The following is a 16,381-nucleotide window of genomic DNA, read 5'->3' as shown; positions in this document are numbered from 1 at the left end:
AAATTGCTAAACATAAAACCGGCAGTTGTACTTGCAATCATTCTAAAACAAGCCTATAATTAGTATTAGGTGGAAATTAAAAAGTCGCCGTGTCCCGGAAGTGCAGCAACACTCCCGGGCACGAGCAGGTGTCAACGCACCTACACGTAACAGCTAGCTGTCCACGACGGCAAGAATATTATACAATGTTCCCTCCCCAAAAACAAGCCGCAGGGCTGGTGATCGGGGACATACATGGTGTAATATGGATTGCATGTTCTGGCAGAGGCTGAGCGACTGCATGCAGCAGATGTATCGCATATTCAAGGTTAAGGCTATCAACAGAAAGTCTTTTTCTACATAGCTTTATAGCTTTGTCCAATTGACTTTCTGTCGCTTCCTGCATCCGGAAACCTAACCGGCCTGGCCTTGGATACTATGCAGACTACGAAGCACAAGCGCATGTGTAGGTCTATTTAGAAGACCTGCCATGCGCTTTTTAATTTCCCCTACAACAGGCTGTGTCGGCGGGGCTTTCCGCTTCAGCAGTGCGTCTGGAAAAGAAAGCCCTGACACAGTCTGAATATGGGGGAGATAAATAATGTCTACATTAACAATGCGCGGCAGAGAAAAATCCGCAATTGGCGGCCGGCGGATTATTAGGTGATGAACGTATTCGCCATGATCAGTAAAGAGATATTCGACGAAATAACTGAAAAGGCCGATCTGTCAACTAATAATCCCGCTTACGCGGAAAGCTCGGAAAAATTGTCCCAACTGTACCAAAAGCTGCAGGAAACGTTACTGGAAGAGTTCCGTAAAGACCAGGTTGAACTTGACAGCCGTTATGGAGCGAGACAAGCAGCCAGCGGGCGCGGCTACTTTGGGCTGGGATTTGCAGCCGGTATCCGATTTATAATTCAGTGTTTACAAGGTAGAATGTAGCTCTGCGGAAAGCGCCGCACGGACCCGGATAATTGAAGGAAATAAGGAGGAAAAGAAGAATGACACCCATTTGGTACGTGTGTGACGGGGAGGTCGAGACCTACAGCGGACAGGAGGCCGACTGGAAATGCTCCGCCGTTGTCATCGCCCCGTCGCCCGAAGAAGCGCTAATCAAGGTTATGCAGTATCATCAACAAATTATCAATCATGTCGAGGTGTTCCATAACGGCAAAACCGTAGTAGCAATATAGTAATCCCTGAATTCTCTGATTTGGAGATAGGAACAGGGGATAGGCCATAAAGGGTAACCGGAAGTTTTACGCGGCAAAAAGCTCAACTAGTAGTTAGTTGAGCTTTTTAACTATCTATTTTACCATACTAATGAGTACTTATAGGCATCTTATGATGATGTTGAATCTTAAAGAGCAGTAAAATCGCCCAGTCGTCCTCGCTGGGCAATTTTTTTACAGGTTCAGAAAGCATATGATTTTGAGGGTACCTAGGGAGTGGTAACTCTTTTGGTTATTGGGATCAAAGGTACTGCTCAACAAGTCTGCTATCCGGTGCGCCCGGGCTAAGGAAAATATTGTGATGAATGATTGTGGAATTATATTGTTTTTTTTTATTGTAGTCATGTTATAATATGTATAACACACTTAGTGACATACTGCTATTAGGGCTCTAAAGAAAAATACTTAAGATGAATTGATAGAAAAAATATACTGAAGAGATAATGTGAGGTACTGATATATGAATAAAAATGTAACTTTTTCGTTGCCTGCTGAACTTATGGATAACATAAGAAAGCTGGTAGAAGAAGGCTATAAGACTTCTATTAACAATTTGGTTCGTGAGGCTTTAGAGATGTATCTTAAGGAGGTGCAACAGGTTCAGATACGTGAAGCTATGCTACGGGCTGCGAAAGACCCCTTGTTCCAGGCAGATGTCGGTGAGTGCGAATTTGACTTTCGTCATGTCGACAAGGAGTGTAGCATCGAATGGTAATTAAAAAATGGACTATTTACTGGGTAAACTTAGATCCGGTAGTCGGCTCGGAGCAAGGCGGTACGCGTCCCGTCCTTTTAGTTTCGGATGATGCCGTAAACGTGCTGAATCAGGTTTCAATTCTGCCGATAACTAGCCTAAAAGACCCGAATCGGGAAATATATCCGAATGAGGCGTTTTTACCAAAGGCTGTTAGCGGCCTCGATAAAGATTCAATAGTATTGGCACATCAAATTAGAACACTGGATAAGCAACGGTTGCAAAGTGTTGCCGGTCCAATCCAGGAGGCTGAAACAAAAGCTGCTATTGAAGCAGCCATGCGCGTCCAACTAGGTTTATAAAATCAGACTTGTTAAAGTGGGGGATTGCCGGTGGCGGTAATCCCTCTATTTCTGTGTTAGCTGTTATAACTTTTCGAGAAGGTTCAAGCAGTTGATTTCGCAGTTTGCTTATAAAATGAACAGTCAATATCTTTTTATTATGATAAAAATTTGATATGAAAATATAGGCAGGAATTAGGAGAAACATGGCGAATGTTGTAAAAATATGTCTTGTAAAAATGTAGGAGGTATTTCGTTGCAGATCGTTCTTCGTCTGAATGCTGCCAATGGGCTGACCCTGCCGATTGACTATAATCATATTGTTCAAAGTGCAATATACCATTCCATTGCCCCTGCGTTGGCAACCTTCCTGCATGAACAAGGTTTTACGGCCAACGGCAGAGTATTTCGACTATTTTGTTTTTCCCGTTTACTCGGGCCATTTACTATGGACCGGAATAGCGGCAAAATTACATTCGGCAATGATGTTCGTCTGGTAATTTCCTCTCCAGTCGTAGATTTTGTCCAATCACTTGCCAATGGTTTGTTGCAACAGGGCGGCTGGCGGCTGGGTTCGACCTTTGCGGATATAACGGAAATCGGGGCCGAACAGCCAGTAGTGGAAAGCGAAAATATTAATATCCGGACCTTATCGCCGGTTACAGCGTATTCCACGATGTCAAGGCCCGACGGCAGAAAATACACTGTTTATTTTCAACCGGGTGACCCGGATTATAACGCTCTGATTACGGCCAATTTGCAGAAAAAATACCAGGCGTTTTTCCGGGAAGAGCCGCCGGAAGGAGAAGTGAAAGTAAAAGCTGCCGGGCAGATAAAAATGAATCTACTGCAGTATAAAGGAACGGTCATTAAAGGCTATTCCGGTCCGCTGCAATTGACTGGGCCGCAGGAATTGCTTCAGATGGCGGTGGATTGTGGGTTGGGGAGTAAGAACAGTCAAGGTTTCGGGTGTTTAGCATTGAGTAACTAAGGGAGGTGTCTAAATGGGATTTCTGCAGGCGGTACATGCTTTAGGCGTCATGGCTCAGAAACGCAGCCAAGGGTCGGTGCTGGCTGATATTATGAGCTTTTTACAGTTGCCGCATCCTCTGGGGGAAGCCGAGGCCAAAAGAGCTAGGGTAATCCGGGTTTGGCTGAAGGTTGCTAATGCGGACAGCGAGATATTGGATGTCTTGAGTGTCGACCAGATTGAGCCACCCGCTGAATATCCGGCATTCAGTGATGAAGACAAGATTAAAGAAATGTATTTGTACCGCAAGCCGGTGGGCGCTGCGGCGCAATGGTCTTTTTCTCCCTTGTACAAGTTGGGAAAAGGTGAAACTGAGGGTAAGCAGGCTTTGCTGGGCAATAACTGGCAGACTGATAAAGATAGCCGTTATTATAAAATAAAACGTACGGTTTTGAATGATTTTGAGGTGGCTGGTTGTTTTTCTGCCGGCGGTGTTGAGCGGATAATGCAGGGGCTAGTTGAAAGGGCCGATGAGCTTGCCGCTTTTTGGACAGACCGAAAACGGTCATACTTGCTTCTATTTGGCGTGGAAAATAATGGGGTATTTTTGCACCCCGGGCAAGTGCCGGCGTTTATAAATTATTTCCGGCACAAGCTGACAGCGCCAAAAGAAGAACAGGTCAAAAACAGTGCATCCAGCCGGGAGAAAATATTGCGGCAGTGCGCTTGCTGCGGCAGCAGTGCTGCAGATGTGGAAACATTGGACAAGGTGTTCAAATTTGCCACATTTGATAAAGACAGTTTTTTGCCGGGGGCTAAAGACGGCGCCGGGATAAAGGAAAAGGTATTTCCAGTATGCCCGGACTGTTATGCCTTGCTTTCGGCGGGAAAAACGGAAATGGAGAGCCGCTTTGTCAATACGCGAATTATTCCTGGCATAAACTTATATGTTTTGCCGGAGGTTTGCGTGGGGGACATGGGGGCTACCGAAATTGCCGCTGCGGAAACCAGGGATTTTTTCGAAAACGGAATAGCGAAAGAGAGCAGAGTATTTCGCAATTTGGCCCGAAAAGGGACAGGGTTGGTATATCATTTTCTGTTTACCGAACTAAATAATGCTCAAGTCAAGGTTCATTGCCTGATTGAAGATGTGCCGCCGACCCGTTTGAACCACTTGCAATCGCTGTGGGGGGAGACCTGTACAGCCTTTCCAATGAAAAATCCTGCTGTGGATCAAGACGATGATGACGGACGGATAAACCTCGACCGGGCTTTTCGGCAGATTGTCTCGGTAATGCTGTCTTTGGCCGGAAAGCGGGAACAAGATAAAACGGTTATGCGCGAAAAGGCGTTGGCGATGATTGGCGCGCTGTTAAACAATGAAGTTGTGGAATTGACCGGGATAAAAGAGTTGATGGTTTCGCGGTTTGCCGGGCTGTTTACCGATCCGGACTGGCTCAGGCCGAAAGGCGGCGAAGAATTGTCGGGGCTGGCGAAAGTGCGCGGCATGGCGGAAGTAGTTGATTTTCTAATCAGAGTGAATGGGAGGCGGGAAGTATGAACTTAGATTGGCTGGGGGATTTTTCAGACCCATATTTGCGGACTCCGTTAGGCCAAGGTGTATTCTTAAGCGGGATTATCTTGGGGGTAGTTGCCAAGGGGCAGGTCGGTAATAGCGGCGATATTGATTCGGCGCCGATGTTCAAACAGATTATGTTCGGCAAGATGCAGCGGCGTGATTTGTTAAGACATTTAGCACGGGTTCCAGAGTTGTTGGGCGCTTATGACGGTCTCAAAAAATCCGCACCCTATATCCGGCAGTTGTCAGGCAAAACCGGTGAATTGCTGTTAAAGGGCGGTGGTGAGTTGGGGGTTGAAGGCAACTTTGCTTTTTCAGTGGCTTTTTTGAACGCCCGTGACTATTATTGGAAAATATTTGGTAAGTCAAATGATTCTGAGGCAGCGGAAGAATAAGAGAAATAATTAAAATAATTTAGGAGGGTTTGGTATGGTGATTGAAAAACGGCGGGAAATTTTATTCGTATATAGTGTGAGGGATGCCAATCCTAACGGGGACCCGTTAAATGCCAATCATCCCCGGTATGACGCAGAAAGCGGCCAAATTCTGGTTTCGGATGTTAGAATCAAGCGGACGCTGCGGGATCAGTGGCTGCGGGAAGGGTTGCCGGTTTTTATTGACGGGGAAGCAAAGACGTTGAAAAGCCGAATTGAAGAATTGAAAAAGGAATTTGGGGTGGAAACCGGAAAAGATGCATTGAAACGCTGCCTCGACGCCAGAGTGTTCGGCGTTACTTACGCATTGGACAAGGAATCTTTTTCGTGGATAGGACCGGTCCAGTTTAAATGGGGGCGGTCCTTGCACCAGGCTAAGGCCGAACTAGTACAGGGAACGGCGGCGTTTGCCTCCAAGGACAATAGTGAACAACGTTCATTTCGTAATGAGTACATAGTGCCATTTGTTTTGATTGGCGCCTATGGCATTGTAAATCAGTTTGCTGCCAAGGAGACAGGCGCTACAGAGGACGATGCCAATAAGATAAGTGAGGGGCTGTGGCAAGGGACGGTTAACCTGATTACCCGCAGCAAGGTGGGACATGTCCCCCGTATGCTGCTGGAGGTGACCTATAAACCGGACTTTACCGGTGCCGCCGGAGCGCTGGATGAGAAGCTGCGTCTTGTTTCACTCGACGGTAACGAATTAACGACAGAAGAGCAGCTAACCATTCGGAAGCCGCAAGATTGCTTATTGGATGCAAACAAAATAGGCGCGCGGCTAACCCAGTTAAGGGAAAACATCGCAACAATTAAAATATGGCTGGATGGGGAACTTTCCGTCAAAGGGCTTGACGAGTTGCAAAAGACGCTGGGCGAAAAACTGTCACTGCAAACGAGGTGATAGGCATGGCAATCGCATTTGAGGTATCTGGGCCTGTGGCCATGTTCCGCCGTCCGTATACAACCACATCGTCGGTGTCGTTTCCCTTCCCGCCGCCTACCGCTATCGCCGGGGTACTGACCGCTGTTTGCGGCCATAGCAACGGTAGTGGCGAAGAGGCTTCCGCAGCTAAGTATTGGCAGTATTTGCGCGGTACAAGGGTGGCCATTTCCCTGTTAAATCCGATAGCCTGGTATTCAGCTACCCTGAATTTTTGGAATGTTAAAAACCCACAGCAAAGTCCTCATATTCAGGTTAAACACCAGTTTGTCAAGAATCCCCGCTACCGGATTTATGTTGAGGGCGGTCTGGAAACCGAACTGCAGGGATACCTGGAACAGGAAGCTTTTGTGTACACGCCGTATTTAGGCGTAGCTTATGCTATCAGCGATATCTATTACTGCGGAGTATTTGCCTGGGAACCGGTTACGAACGACAATATAGCCATACATAGCATTCTGCCGCAACCGGCGGAGCAGTCGTTTAAGGTGGATATTGTTGCGACCGGCGGTTTGTTTAAGGAAAGGGTTCCGTTTCAAATGACCGCCGACCGGGCGTTGGCAAAGAGCATGACTGTGCTCTATCCTACATCGCCGCAGCGCGGTATACATTTGACAGCGTGGGAGGGATTGGATGTCACGCGTTACGGAGATAGCTGCATTGCTTGGTTCCCTGCTTGGTGAAAAAAGAAGTCATCCTGGTAAAAAATTAATTGAACATGTTTTGGGGGTTGCCCGGTTAATGGAGGCCTTGAGCGCGGAGCAGGGACTAAATTGTGATCCGGAACAAATCAAAGCAGTGGCCCTAACTCATGATATAGGAAAGGCGCATCCGGAATTTCAGGATTATTTGGAGGGGAAAGGTGAAGGCGTAAACCATGCCAAGCCTTCAGCGTGGTTTACTTACACTTTGTTACAGGATTTCTGGCTGGCGGAGGTCGTTTGCCGCCACCATACGCATTTATATAGCAGCAAGGATTTGAGCAAAGACTGGTTGCCTGATTCATTTTCTTTGCCCAAACAACAAAAACGTATGAGACAATTGGTTGCCGGTTGGCCATGGCTTCTCAGCGAAGAAGAGTATTTTGATTTGGAAGATACAATTATGGCATTGGGCCGGGATATGGCAAAAAGTTCTGATCTGGACCTGTGGCTGCGGGTACGTACACTGTATTCCCTGCTGATTGCCGCCGATAGGATGGAGGCAATCGGGGTTGAACAGTTATTGCGGGAACCTATGCCGGATTTTAACCAGCCGATTTTTCCGGGGCGTTCGGCAGAAGTCGATGCCTGGCGGCAAAATTTGCAGCAAACATGCTTAAATCAAGCCCGGGAAATTGCCAAGCCGGGGGTGTATACGCTGACGCTGCCCACCGGGGCGGGGAAAACGGTAACCGGGTTGTCGGTCGCTTATGAATGGGCTAAACGGTTTAACTGCAAGTCTATAATTTATGCTTTACCGTTTATCAGCATTGTTGAGCAGACAACCAACGTCGCCAAGGCGGTGTTCGGTGATTCGGCTGTACAGGAAGATCATAGTCTAGCATATGGGCAAGAAGAGAAGGAAACAGAGAAAAGGTCGCCCGGGGTGGTGGCCTGGCGTAAAGTGTCAGCTTTGTTTCGCTATTGGCGTGAACCGGTGGTATTGACCACCATGGTGCAGTTTTGGGATGCTATATTCAATTCCCGGGCTAATCGCACTATGAATTTTCATCGTTTGAGCAATGCGGTGGTTATTTTGGACGAGCCCCAGACTATTCCTCCCGCTTATTGGCGCGGTTTGGGGGACACTTTGACGTATTTAAGCAATAAGTGGGGTACGTTCTTTTTGTTGATGACGGCTACCCAGCCCCGGATTCCGGCGGAATTGGAGTTGGCGCCGCCGCAGACGTTTTTTCCCCAGGTACGGCATCACTATGAGTATTTACCGGATAAGTATCCTTTGGAAGTCTTGCCGGAATTGTTGGCCAAAAACCTGCCGCCACAACTTTCCATGCGGAAAAACTCCGGTATGGTGGTAGTGAATACCAAAAAAGCCGCATTGGATGTTTACCGTCTTTTCGAGGCAATGAACCTTGAAGGGCCGGTCCTTTTTCTTAGCGGCTGGGTCACGCCGTGGCGGCGGCAGCTTACTTTGAAGCAACTGAAAAAGCTGGAAGAGGATAAAGCTTTGCGGTATTTAGTGGCAACCCAGGTGGTGGAGGCCGGTGTTGATGTGGACTTTAGCTGGGTATTCCGGGATATCGGCCCATTGGATAGTATTATTCAGGTGGCCGGGCGCTGTAACCGGCATTTGATCGGTATTGTCCCGGGAAAGGTGTTAATCGCGGAATTAATCGGCAAAAATGGAAGATCCCTGTGGAATTGTGTCTATAGTGATGTGTTGGTTGGACGCGCTAAAGATGTTTTACAGAAACAGTCGGTTTTTGATGAAAAAGATGTGCCGGCAATTGTCGCAGAGTATTACCAACGGGTGGAGACTGGTCTGACGCCCTGTGATATTGCCGGAAATTTGGCTCAGGGAATGTGGCATGATATGCCGGACTTAATTGATAAAAGCCAGCGTGATACAGTAACCGTTTTTGTGGAGGAAACCGACGAAGTCTGGCCGCTACTGAAAAAACTGCAGGACCAGCACTGGGATTTAACGCGGCGGGACGAGAAGAAGCGCCTGCTGCAGCAGGCGCAACAATATGCCCTTGAAATTCCGGCGCGACAACTCCGGGCTTGCGAGCTGAAATGCTCGGCCTTTTACAGCACCGACGGGGAACCGGTTTTTCGTCAGGTATTTGAAGGAAAAGCCTGGTTTATAAGCAAGGCAGCAATACGTGCGGATGGTTTATATCACCCGGCAATCGGCTTTATTCCGCCCGAAGAAGATGAAGGTCCACAGATGTGGTGAGATGATGAGTTATAGAGTCCGCACCCGTTTTTTACAACACTAAGTCCGAAAAACCGGCAGGGTGATAATACTTCACTATTTCAACCATTATGGCTATTATATGGGCAGTTTTTTTATCCGCACGAGCAACTGTCAGTTCCAGTGCTAATGGCCGTTGAAGGCAACATCCGTGAGCACTATTACCGGGCTTTCGATGAAATTATCGATGACGATGATTTTTGTTTCGAGGAACGAACACGGCAGCCGCTGAAAAACTATTTGAACACCCAGAACTTGTCGTCGACCATAGATAGTGCAAAAAAGCCGGGAGATCGACGACAAACAGCCTGGGGGTCTGTGAGCAGGTAATTGCTGGCTTTTGAGGAAGTTTCCACAATACCCAAGCTATAATGCTGCGCGAAATGGAGCGGGTGGCATTTTTATATTTTCCATCTAAGATGCCCGAAATATAAGGCTTTTTTATTATTGCTTTTTTGGTATAATGGGTTTGTAGCCTACCTATAAGGGATTGAAACCCTTTGGGGTCTTTGTGCAGATATTGCAACCCTTCGGGTTTGTAGCCTACCTATAAGGGATTGAAACATCGTTCTAAGCTGATACTTGGCGATGACGGCAAGGTTTGTAGCCTACCTATAAGGGATTGAAACCATAGTCACATTCGCCGGCGGAAAACCGCCACCCGTTTGTAGCCTACCTATAAGGGATTGAAACCCATAATCGGTATGCTGCTAGCCAATTGTCTGAAGAGTTTGTAGCCTACCTATAAGGGATTGAAACTTGCCGATCAACTGCAGGCCTGGAGTAAAGACGTAAAGTTTGTAGCCTACCTATAAGGGATTGAAACTTCACCAATATATCACCTCATGACTTTACTATACGCAGTTTGTAGCCTACCTATAAGGGATTGAAACCAGAATATGGATATTTGTGACGGACAAGTTGTCGGTCAGTTTGTAGCCTACCTATAAGGGATTGAAACCTGATCACCGGATATCCATGCTCGCGTATCACTTGGGCGTTTGTAGCCTACCTATAAGGGATTGAAACCCTGCAGGCGGTCACGAAACTCCAGATAGCGGTGGAGTTTGTAGCCTACCTATAAGGGATTGAAACGGGTTTATAATGGGGTGTTAACTGATACTGAAGTAGGTTTGTAGCCTACCTATAAGGGATTGAAACAATCATATGACGGGTGAAAACCTATATACTCACCAGCTGTTTGTAGCCTACCTATAAGGGATTGAAACTAGCTTGGGATCATTTTGGTTGTCAATATTTTTTTTGTTTGTAGCCTACCTATAAGGGATTGAAACATAAAAGAACAGGGAGAGATGAAAATGACAAGAGCACGTTTGTAGCCTACCTATAAGGGATTGAAACCGATGACAGCACCCGGCCGCCAGGCTTGGAACGAGCTTGGTTTGTAGCCTACCTATAAGGGATTGAAACCAAATCCTGGGAACATCCCTACCAACACGAAGGATTGTTTGTAGCCTACCTATAAGGGATTGAAACCAGCGTGTTGAGCCTGAAACATGGCTGCAGGGGATTGGTTTGTAGCCTACCTATAAGGGATTGAAACCCCGGACCGTATGAGTGGTTTCGTTAACACTGACCGTTTGTAGCCTACCTATAAGGGATTGAAACCTGGTTCCGGTTACCCGGTTGTTGTCGATTATGTAAGTTTGTAGCCTACCTATAAGGGATTGAAACAATGTTTTGCCCCAGGTATAATAAGGGATAGTAAAGTTTGTAGGTTACTTATAAGGGATTGAAACGCCTAATAAAGCCCATGGTTAGACATTAAGCTTCGACCAAGCAATAACAAAAGAATTGTAACGGAGCACCAGGAAATATATAGCTCCAAACCAAAATTTGGGAGTTGGATAAATGTGCAAGAGAAACTGGAAAGTGTTTTTGACTATTTTCGCACGCATGAAAGAGTTAGGGTTGTTTGGCTGTTTGGCTCTTTTGCCCAAGGGACGGCCCGTAAAGATAGTGACATAGATTTTGCCGTTTTGTTTGAACAAAGTCTTTCGCCTGAAGAACGTTTTTCTTTGCGATTGGAACTAATGGACAAAATTGAGGGCTTGACCAATATTCGGGCTGACGTAATAGACATGGAGTCCGCACCTGTCTTTCTACAACACCAAGTCCGAAAAACCGGCAGGGTGGTTGTAGAAAAGGATAGAGAAAGAAGGATTGTATTTGATGTACGGTCAAGGCGTGAGTATTTTGATTTTCAGCCGGTATTGGCGCGGCGGTCGGCGGCATTGCTTAAAAAATGCGGTGTGAAAGGCGGAGTGGTTGATGGTGGATGAAGGACTCGTCCGGCAAAAACTTGCATTGTTAGCTGAATATTTACAGGATTTACGGGAAGTTGAAGGAGTTACGACGGAAGAATTTGTTTGTGATAAGCGGTTGAGGCGCTATATTGAACGGACATTGCAGGTGGCGGTAGAGGCTTGTGTGGATATTGCAAGCCACTGGATAGCTGATCAGGGCTGGCGGGAACCTGCCAGTTACCGGGATATATTTGTTGTATTGGCGGAAAATGGGGTATTGAGCACGGAACAGGCGGGAGTATATCAGAAAATGGCACAATTTCGCAATATACTTGTGCACGATTATGCAAAAATTGAACCTGAAATTCTTTTAGGCATACTGCGGCGCAATTTATCTGATTTGGAGGAGTTCCTAAAACGTATTGCGAGTTTGCTGCACGGCGGGAACTGGCAATAAAATGGACGAAATACGCATTGGCGGCACATTAATCTGGTATTATTACGTCTGTCCCCGCGAAGCCTGGCTTATGGGGCACAATATCGTGCCTGACCAGGAAAATGACAACGTAGCTGTCGGGCGGTATATCGCTGAAAACTCCTACCAGCGGGAGAAGAAAGAAATAGTCGTTGGCGGCAGTAAAATCGACGTAATTCACAGTGAAGACGGGCAGATGGTCATCGGCGAGGTCAAGAAAAGCTCCAAGTACCGGCAGAGCGCCAGAATGCAGTTAGCGTTTTATTTGAGCGAGCTTAAGGAGCGGGGCATTACGGCCAGAGGGGAACTGCGGTTTCCCAAGGAGAAGGTGCGCGAGGAAGTGGTGCTGGACGCCGGTACCGAGGCCGAATTGGACAAAGCCAAGCGGGAAATTTTGCGGATTTTATATTTAGAGACGTCGCCCCTGCCCAAGAAAATATCGTTTTGCAAAAACTGCGCATATGCGGAATATTGCTGGTGCTGAACAGGCTGATTGTAAAAGAGGTGTCATATGAAAAAAACACTGTATTTTTTCTCCGACGGCCAGCTCAAACGCAAAGATAACACGATATTCTTTGAAAATGACAGCGGTCGCCGGTTTTTGCCGGTGGAGGATGTCGGCGACATAATGGTATTCGGGGAAGTGGACTTCAATAAAAAATTGCTGGAGTTTTTATCACAAAAAGAAATCATACTTCACTATTTCAACCATTACGGCTATTATATGGGCAGTTTTTATCCGCGCGAGCACTTAAACTCCGGTCACGCCATTCTCAAGCAGGCCGAGTATTATCTGGATGAAGGCAAGCGTCTGGAGCTAGCCCAAAATTTTGTCCGGGGCGCGGCGCGCAACATCCGGCAGGTTCTGAAGTATTACCATAACCGGGGCAAAAACGTGGAAAAGACCTTAACAGCTATAGAGCCTTTGCTGGAAAGTATCGACGGCTGTGACACAGTTCCGGTGCTAATGGCCATTGAAGGCAACATCCGCGAGCACTATTACCGGGCTTTTGATGAAATTATTGGCGACGATAATTTTTGTTTCGAGGAACGAACCCGGCGGCCGCCAAAAAACCACTTGAACACCCTGATCAGTTTTGGCAATTCACTTATGTACTCCTTATGCTTGAGCGAGATATACAAGACGCATCTGGACCCCAGAATTGGCTATTTACATAGTACCAATTTTCGCCGGTTTACATTAAACCTGGATGTAGCGGAAATCTTCAAGCCGATTATTGTTGACCGGATTATATTTGCCTGCCTGGGCCGTAACATGATTACCAAGAGTGATTTTGAACGGGATATGGAAGGCATTGTTCTTAGAGAAAAAGGCAAAAAGTGCTTTGTCGAAGAACTGGAAGCCAAATTAAAAACAACAATAACTCATCGGGAAATCGGCCGTCCGGTATCCTATCGCCGGCTTATCCGGCTGGAACTGTACAAACTGGAAAAGCATCTGTTCGGCGAAAAGCCCTATGAACCTTTTGTCGCCAATTGGTGAGCGGAGAAAGGTGCTTCGTACTACTCTGGATGGCAGGTGATATTGTGTATGTTATTCTTGTCTATGATGTGAATGAAAAACGGGTAGGCAAGGTTTTGAAAAAATGCCGGCAATATTTGAACTGGGTGCAAAATTCAGTTTTAGAGGGAGAGATTTCGGACGCGAACTATACTAAGCTGACCATGGAACTGAACAAAATTATTAATAACGAAGAGGATTCGGTGATTATTTATAATCTGCGGACGACCAAGTATTCAACAAGGCAAATTCTCGGGCACGAACGGGCCAGTACCAGTACTATTATTTGAACCCGAAATTTGTCGTCGACCATAGATAGTGCAAAAAAGCCGGGAGATCGACGACAAACAGCCTGGGTGTCTGTGAGCAGGTAATTGCTGGCTTTGAGGAAGTTTCCACACAACACCAAGCTATAATGTTGCGTGAAACGGAACGAGTGACATTTTTATATTTTCCATCTAAGATGCCTGAAATATAAGGCTTTCTTATTGTTACTTTTTTTTGTATAATGGGTTTGTAGCTTACCTATAAGGGATTGAAACCCTGGTCTTGTCGTGGAAAAATTCCAGTCTTGTCCACGTTTGTAGCTTACCTATAAGGGATTGAAACCCCCGTTGTAGCAAGGCCCTTTGTTCGGATCACCGAGTTTGTAGCTTACCTATAAGGGATTGAAACCCGAGAACAAGGCAATTAAACCGGAACAGCTTTTAGTTTGTAGCTTACCTATAAGGGATTGAAACCCATCAGCCGCCACGTCGTGCACGGAGCGGTCCGTCAGTTTGTAGCTTACCTATAAGGGATTGAAACAAATTGACACTCCCTAACCTCCTTCCGGGTTCAATGTTTGTAGCTTACCTATAAGGGATTGAAACTTGCCAGCAGGATCTCCATAGTCCGTGAATTGATAGTTTGTAGCTTACCTATAAGGGATTGAAACTCGTTTGATATCCCAACATATGAATTCTCTTAATGCTTTGTTTGTAGCTTACCTATAAGGGATTGAAACATAGTAGTGCGGCAATATCGCTAAATGGAATTGATAGGTTTGTAGCTTACCTATAAGGGATTGAAACCTCATGCCCCTGCGTGTTAGTTCGGCAGTCAGGGCTGTTTGTAGCTTACCTATAAGGGATTGAAACACACAAGATCAAATAAATGAAATCATAGAAAGCCATGGGTTTGTAGCTTACCTATAAGGGATTGAAACTTCTCCTTGTACTCCTTGGAGTGGCGCGAAATAATGGTTTGTAGCTTACCTATAAGGGATTGAAACTACTTCCCATGTCCGGGATGTAGAGATAGTTTTTATGGTTTGTAGCTTACCTATAAGGGATTGAAACTTAGTTCCTATAAACAGGATGACGCTAAGGAAAAAATGTTTGTAGCTTACCTATAAGGGATTGAAACTTGTTCAAAAGGGAGCGATAGCAATAAGACAATTCGGTTTGTAGCTTACCTATAAGGGATTGAAACCCTGGTACGATTGATATATACTTTGTCTTTGTTTTTTCGGTTTGTAGCTTACCTATAAGGGATTGAAACATGGTATGGCGGACCGGTCAGGTGTACCGCAATCAGTTTGTAGCTTACCTATAAGGGATTGAAACCTCTGCCGCTATCAATCCACCAATAGGCACGCGATTCCGTTTGTAGCTTACCTATAAGGGATTGAAACGATGTTTTAATGTGGTTGGCTCTTGATCCAGGATCACTGTTTGTAGCTTACCTATAAGGGATTGAAACTCCTAAAATCCGCAGAACAACAACCGCAACGATTATGTTTGTAGCTTACCTATAAGGGATTGAAACTAAGTGGTAATTGCCACGCCCGTATTGACGATCTGTAGTTTGTAGCTTACCTATAAGGGATTGAAACAGTCGCTGTTCATACCACCGACCAAGCTACAGGCCGTCAGTTTGTAGCTTACCTATAAGGGATTGAAACGCCCCTGGTCAGTGCTTTTCCAAAGATAGGCGCAGGTTTGTAGCTTACCTATAAGGGATTGAAACTCATGATGCAAAAATTGGCGCCGGTAAAAATTCGGGCGGTTTGTAGCTTACCTATAAGGGATTGAAACATCGATATGACTGATATTCCGGTTGATATTGCCAAAGTTTGTAGCTTACCTATAAGGGATTGAAACACTAAATTCCGTGCCATATCGGCAATCACGTCAACGTTTGTAGCTTACCTATAAGGGATTGAAACTGAGGAAATCTAATTGTGTCAGGGGAATGATATTTCCCGTTTGTAGCTTACCTATAAGGGATTGAAACCGAAAATAAGAAATATTACCTGGTCCAACATACACATGTTTGTAGCTTACCTATAAGGGATTGAAACTTGTAATAACAAAAAAGCCTGAGGAGCAAGGCCCTCAGTTTGTAGCTTACCTATAAGGGATTGAAACTGGGAGATATTTAAATGGTTTGGCCGGGGGGTAGCTACGTTTGTAGCTTACCTATAAGGGATTGAAACTCCCAGTCTAGGGAATCCTCTTCAGCGCACCATTGCAGGTTTGTAGCTTACCTATAAGGGATTGAAACTACCGTTCTAATTGCTCCTACGGTAGCTTACTTATCGTTTGTAGCTTACCTATAAGGGATTGAAACTAGGATATCAAAACACGCTCACTCTGGAGGCGCAAGGTTTGTAGCTTACCTATAAGGGATTGAAACATAGAAGGAAATATGTCCGAGACGCAGGCTGCAAAACGTTTGTAGCTTACCTATAAGGGATTGAAACATTTACCTTCTTGTCTATAGCGCCAACGGATATTATTGTTTGTAGCTTACCTATAAGGGATTGAAACACTCTATCGGGGTGTATGCGGCCGGAACACCTTCACAGTTTGTAGCTTACCTATAAGGGATTGAAACATAGAGCCGTTGACCAGATGGATATAAGTGCAGCCAAGTTTGTAGCTTACCTATAAGGGATTGAAACACAGTAATAGCGATAGCTCTCGCTCCAAGAGTCTTGTTTGTAGCTTACCTATAAGGGATTGAAACATTCCAGTCGT

At 45.8% G+C, this 16,381-nt stretch carries 16 protein-coding genes and 2 CRISPR repeat arrays (1 of these 18 only partly in view); all 16 genes read left to right on the top strand.

Going from position 1 to position 16,381, the window contains the following annotated elements:
- Positions 1-642: 642 nt before the first annotated feature.
- The 16 genes from MAMMFC1_RS21035 to cas2 all read left to right on the top strand — a co-directional run bounded on the left by MAMMFC1_RS21035 (position 643) and on the right by cas2 (position 13,648).
- Positions 643-924: a hypothetical protein gene (locus tag MAMMFC1_RS21035; protein WP_126310349.1), complete on the top strand. Its 282-nt coding sequence runs from the start codon at positions 643-645 to the stop codon at positions 922-924.
- Between the two features lie 59 nt (positions 925-983).
- Positions 984-1,175 carry a hypothetical protein gene (locus tag MAMMFC1_RS21030; RefSeq protein WP_126310348.1) on the top strand — a complete coding sequence of 64 codons (192 nt, stop codon included), beginning with the start codon at positions 984-986 and terminating at the stop codon, positions 1,173-1,175.
- A gap of 499 nt (positions 1,176-1,674) precedes the next feature.
- The gene (locus tag MAMMFC1_RS21025; RefSeq protein ID WP_126310347.1) at positions 1,675-1,929 is read left to right on the top strand and encodes a ribbon-helix-helix domain-containing protein; all 255 of its coding nucleotides are present in this window, start codon (positions 1,675-1,677) and stop codon (positions 1,927-1,929) included.
- The gene (locus MAMMFC1_RS21020; RefSeq protein ID WP_126310346.1) at positions 1,923-2,270 is read left to right on the top strand and encodes a type II toxin-antitoxin system PemK/MazF family toxin; all 348 of its coding nucleotides are present in this window, start codon (positions 1,923-1,925) and stop codon (positions 2,268-2,270) included. Before MAMMFC1_RS21025 ends, MAMMFC1_RS21020 begins: the two co-directional genes overlap by 7 nt.
- A 235-nt stretch (positions 2,271-2,505) precedes the next feature.
- On the top strand, positions 2,506-3,240 hold the full coding sequence (gene cas6, locus MAMMFC1_RS21015) for a CRISPR-associated endoribonuclease Cas6 (RefSeq protein WP_197723866.1): 735 nt from the start codon (positions 2,506-2,508) through the stop codon (positions 3,238-3,240).
- A gap of 13 nt (positions 3,241-3,253) precedes the next feature.
- Positions 3,254-4,780, top strand: coding sequence for a TM1802 family CRISPR-associated protein (locus MAMMFC1_RS21010; RefSeq protein ID WP_126310344.1), 1,527 nt, complete (start codon positions 3,254-3,256; stop codon positions 4,778-4,780).
- Positions 4,777-5,193, top strand: coding sequence for a TM1802 family CRISPR-associated protein (locus tag MAMMFC1_RS22765; protein ID WP_126310343.1), 417 nt, complete (start codon positions 4,777-4,779; stop codon positions 5,191-5,193). The genes MAMMFC1_RS21010 and MAMMFC1_RS22765 overlap by 4 nt, the downstream gene beginning before the upstream one ends.
- A 34-nt stretch (positions 5,194-5,227) precedes the next feature.
- Positions 5,228-6,136 (top strand): type I-B CRISPR-associated protein Cas7/Csh2, encoded by a 909-nt coding sequence (gene cas7b / locus MAMMFC1_RS21000; RefSeq protein WP_126310342.1) that lies wholly within the window; start codon positions 5,228-5,230, stop codon positions 6,134-6,136.
- Between the two features lie 5 nt (positions 6,137-6,141).
- Positions 6,142-6,858: a type I-B CRISPR-associated protein Cas5b gene (gene cas5b, locus MAMMFC1_RS20995; RefSeq protein WP_126310341.1), complete on the top strand. Its 717-nt coding sequence runs from the start codon at positions 6,142-6,144 to the stop codon at positions 6,856-6,858.
- The gene (cas3, locus tag MAMMFC1_RS20990; protein ID WP_126310340.1) at positions 6,809-9,076 is read left to right on the top strand and encodes a CRISPR-associated helicase Cas3'; all 2,268 of its coding nucleotides are present in this window, start codon (positions 6,809-6,811) and stop codon (positions 9,074-9,076) included. Before cas5b ends, cas3 begins: the two co-directional genes overlap by 50 nt.
- 141 nt (positions 9,077-9,217) lie before the next feature.
- On the top strand, positions 9,218-9,424 hold the full coding sequence (locus MAMMFC1_RS20985; RefSeq protein WP_197723865.1) for a CRISPR-associated endonuclease Cas1: 207 nt from the start codon (positions 9,218-9,220) through the stop codon (positions 9,422-9,424).
- A 137-nt stretch (positions 9,425-9,561) separates the two neighbouring features.
- Positions 9,562-10,854: direct repeats of the CRISPR family, unit length 30 nt; unit sequence GTTTGTAGCCTACCTATAAGGGATTGAAAC.
- A 114-nt stretch (positions 10,855-10,968) separates the two neighbouring features.
- Positions 10,969-11,397, top strand: a complete 429-nt coding sequence (gene mntA / locus MAMMFC1_RS20980) for a type VII toxin-antitoxin system MntA family adenylyltransferase antitoxin (RefSeq protein ID WP_158618843.1) — start codon at positions 10,969-10,971, stop codon at positions 11,395-11,397.
- Positions 11,387-11,818, top strand: coding sequence for a type VII toxin-antitoxin system HepT family RNase toxin (hepT, locus tag MAMMFC1_RS20975; RefSeq protein ID WP_126310338.1), 432 nt, complete (start codon positions 11,387-11,389; stop codon positions 11,816-11,818). The genes mntA and hepT overlap by 11 nt, the downstream gene beginning before the upstream one ends.
- Before the next feature lies 1 nt (position 11,819).
- Complete coding sequence (cas4, locus tag MAMMFC1_RS20970) at positions 11,820-12,320, top strand: CRISPR-associated protein Cas4 (protein ID WP_126310337.1); 501 nt, start codon at positions 11,820-11,822, stop codon at positions 12,318-12,320.
- A 27-nt stretch (positions 12,321-12,347) separates the two neighbouring features.
- The gene (gene cas1b, locus MAMMFC1_RS20965) at positions 12,348-13,340 is read left to right on the top strand and encodes a type I-B CRISPR-associated endonuclease Cas1b (RefSeq protein ID WP_126310336.1); all 993 of its coding nucleotides are present in this window, start codon (positions 12,348-12,350) and stop codon (positions 13,338-13,340) included.
- A gap of 29 nt (positions 13,341-13,369) precedes the next feature.
- Positions 13,370-13,648, top strand: a complete 279-nt coding sequence (gene cas2, locus MAMMFC1_RS20960; RefSeq protein ID WP_232035588.1) for a CRISPR-associated endonuclease Cas2 — start codon at positions 13,370-13,372, stop codon at positions 13,646-13,648.
- Positions 13,649-13,870: 222 nt separating this feature from the next.
- Positions 13,871-16,381: direct repeats of the CRISPR family, unit length 30 nt; unit sequence GTTTGTAGCTTACCTATAAGGGATTGAAAC; it runs 255 nt beyond the window's last position.

This window comes from Methylomusa anaerophila, assembly GCF_003966895.1.
Taxonomy (GTDB): domain Bacteria; phylum Bacillota; class Negativicutes; order Sporomusales; family Sporomusaceae; genus Methylomusa; species Methylomusa anaerophila.
This window is presented reverse-complemented; position numbering and strand designations above follow the sequence as displayed.

What these genes read in the sequence shown, in the direction of transcription:
- MAMMFC1_RS21030 (WP_126310348.1), top strand. Translation starts at nt 984, where the DNA reads ATGACACCCATTTGGTACGTGTGTGACGGGGAGGTCGAGACCTACAGC.
- MAMMFC1_RS21025 (WP_126310347.1), top strand. Translation starts at nt 1,675, where the DNA reads ATGAATAAAAATGTAACTTTTTCGTTGCCTGCTGAACTTATGGATAAC.
- MAMMFC1_RS21020 (WP_126310346.1), top strand. Translation starts at nt 1,923, where the DNA reads ATGGTAATTAAAAAATGGACTATTTACTGGGTAAACTTAGATCCGGTA.
- MAMMFC1_RS21010 (WP_126310344.1), top strand. Translation starts at nt 3,254, where the DNA reads ATGGGATTTCTGCAGGCGGTACATGCTTTAGGCGTCATGGCTCAGAAA.
- MAMMFC1_RS22765 (WP_126310343.1), top strand. Translation starts at nt 4,777, where the DNA reads ATGAACTTAGATTGGCTGGGGGATTTTTCAGACCCATATTTGCGGACT.
- cas7b (WP_126310342.1), top strand. Translation starts at nt 5,228, where the DNA reads ATGGTGATTGAAAAACGGCGGGAAATTTTATTCGTATATAGTGTGAGG.
- cas5b (WP_126310341.1), top strand. Translation starts at nt 6,142, where the DNA reads ATGGCAATCGCATTTGAGGTATCTGGGCCTGTGGCCATGTTCCGCCGT.
- cas3 (WP_126310340.1), top strand. Translation starts at nt 6,809, where the DNA reads ATGTCACGCGTTACGGAGATAGCTGCATTGCTTGGTTCCCTGCTTGGT.
- hepT (WP_126310338.1), top strand. Translation starts at nt 11,387, where the DNA reads ATGGTGGATGAAGGACTCGTCCGGCAAAAACTTGCATTGTTAGCTGAA.
- cas4 (WP_126310337.1), top strand. Translation starts at nt 11,820, where the DNA reads ATGGACGAAATACGCATTGGCGGCACATTAATCTGGTATTATTACGTC.
- cas1b (WP_126310336.1), top strand. Translation starts at nt 12,348, where the DNA reads ATGAAAAAAACACTGTATTTTTTCTCCGACGGCCAGCTCAAACGCAAA.
- cas2 (WP_232035588.1), top strand. Translation starts at nt 13,370, where the DNA reads ATGGCAGGTGATATTGTGTATGTTATTCTTGTCTATGATGTGAATGAA.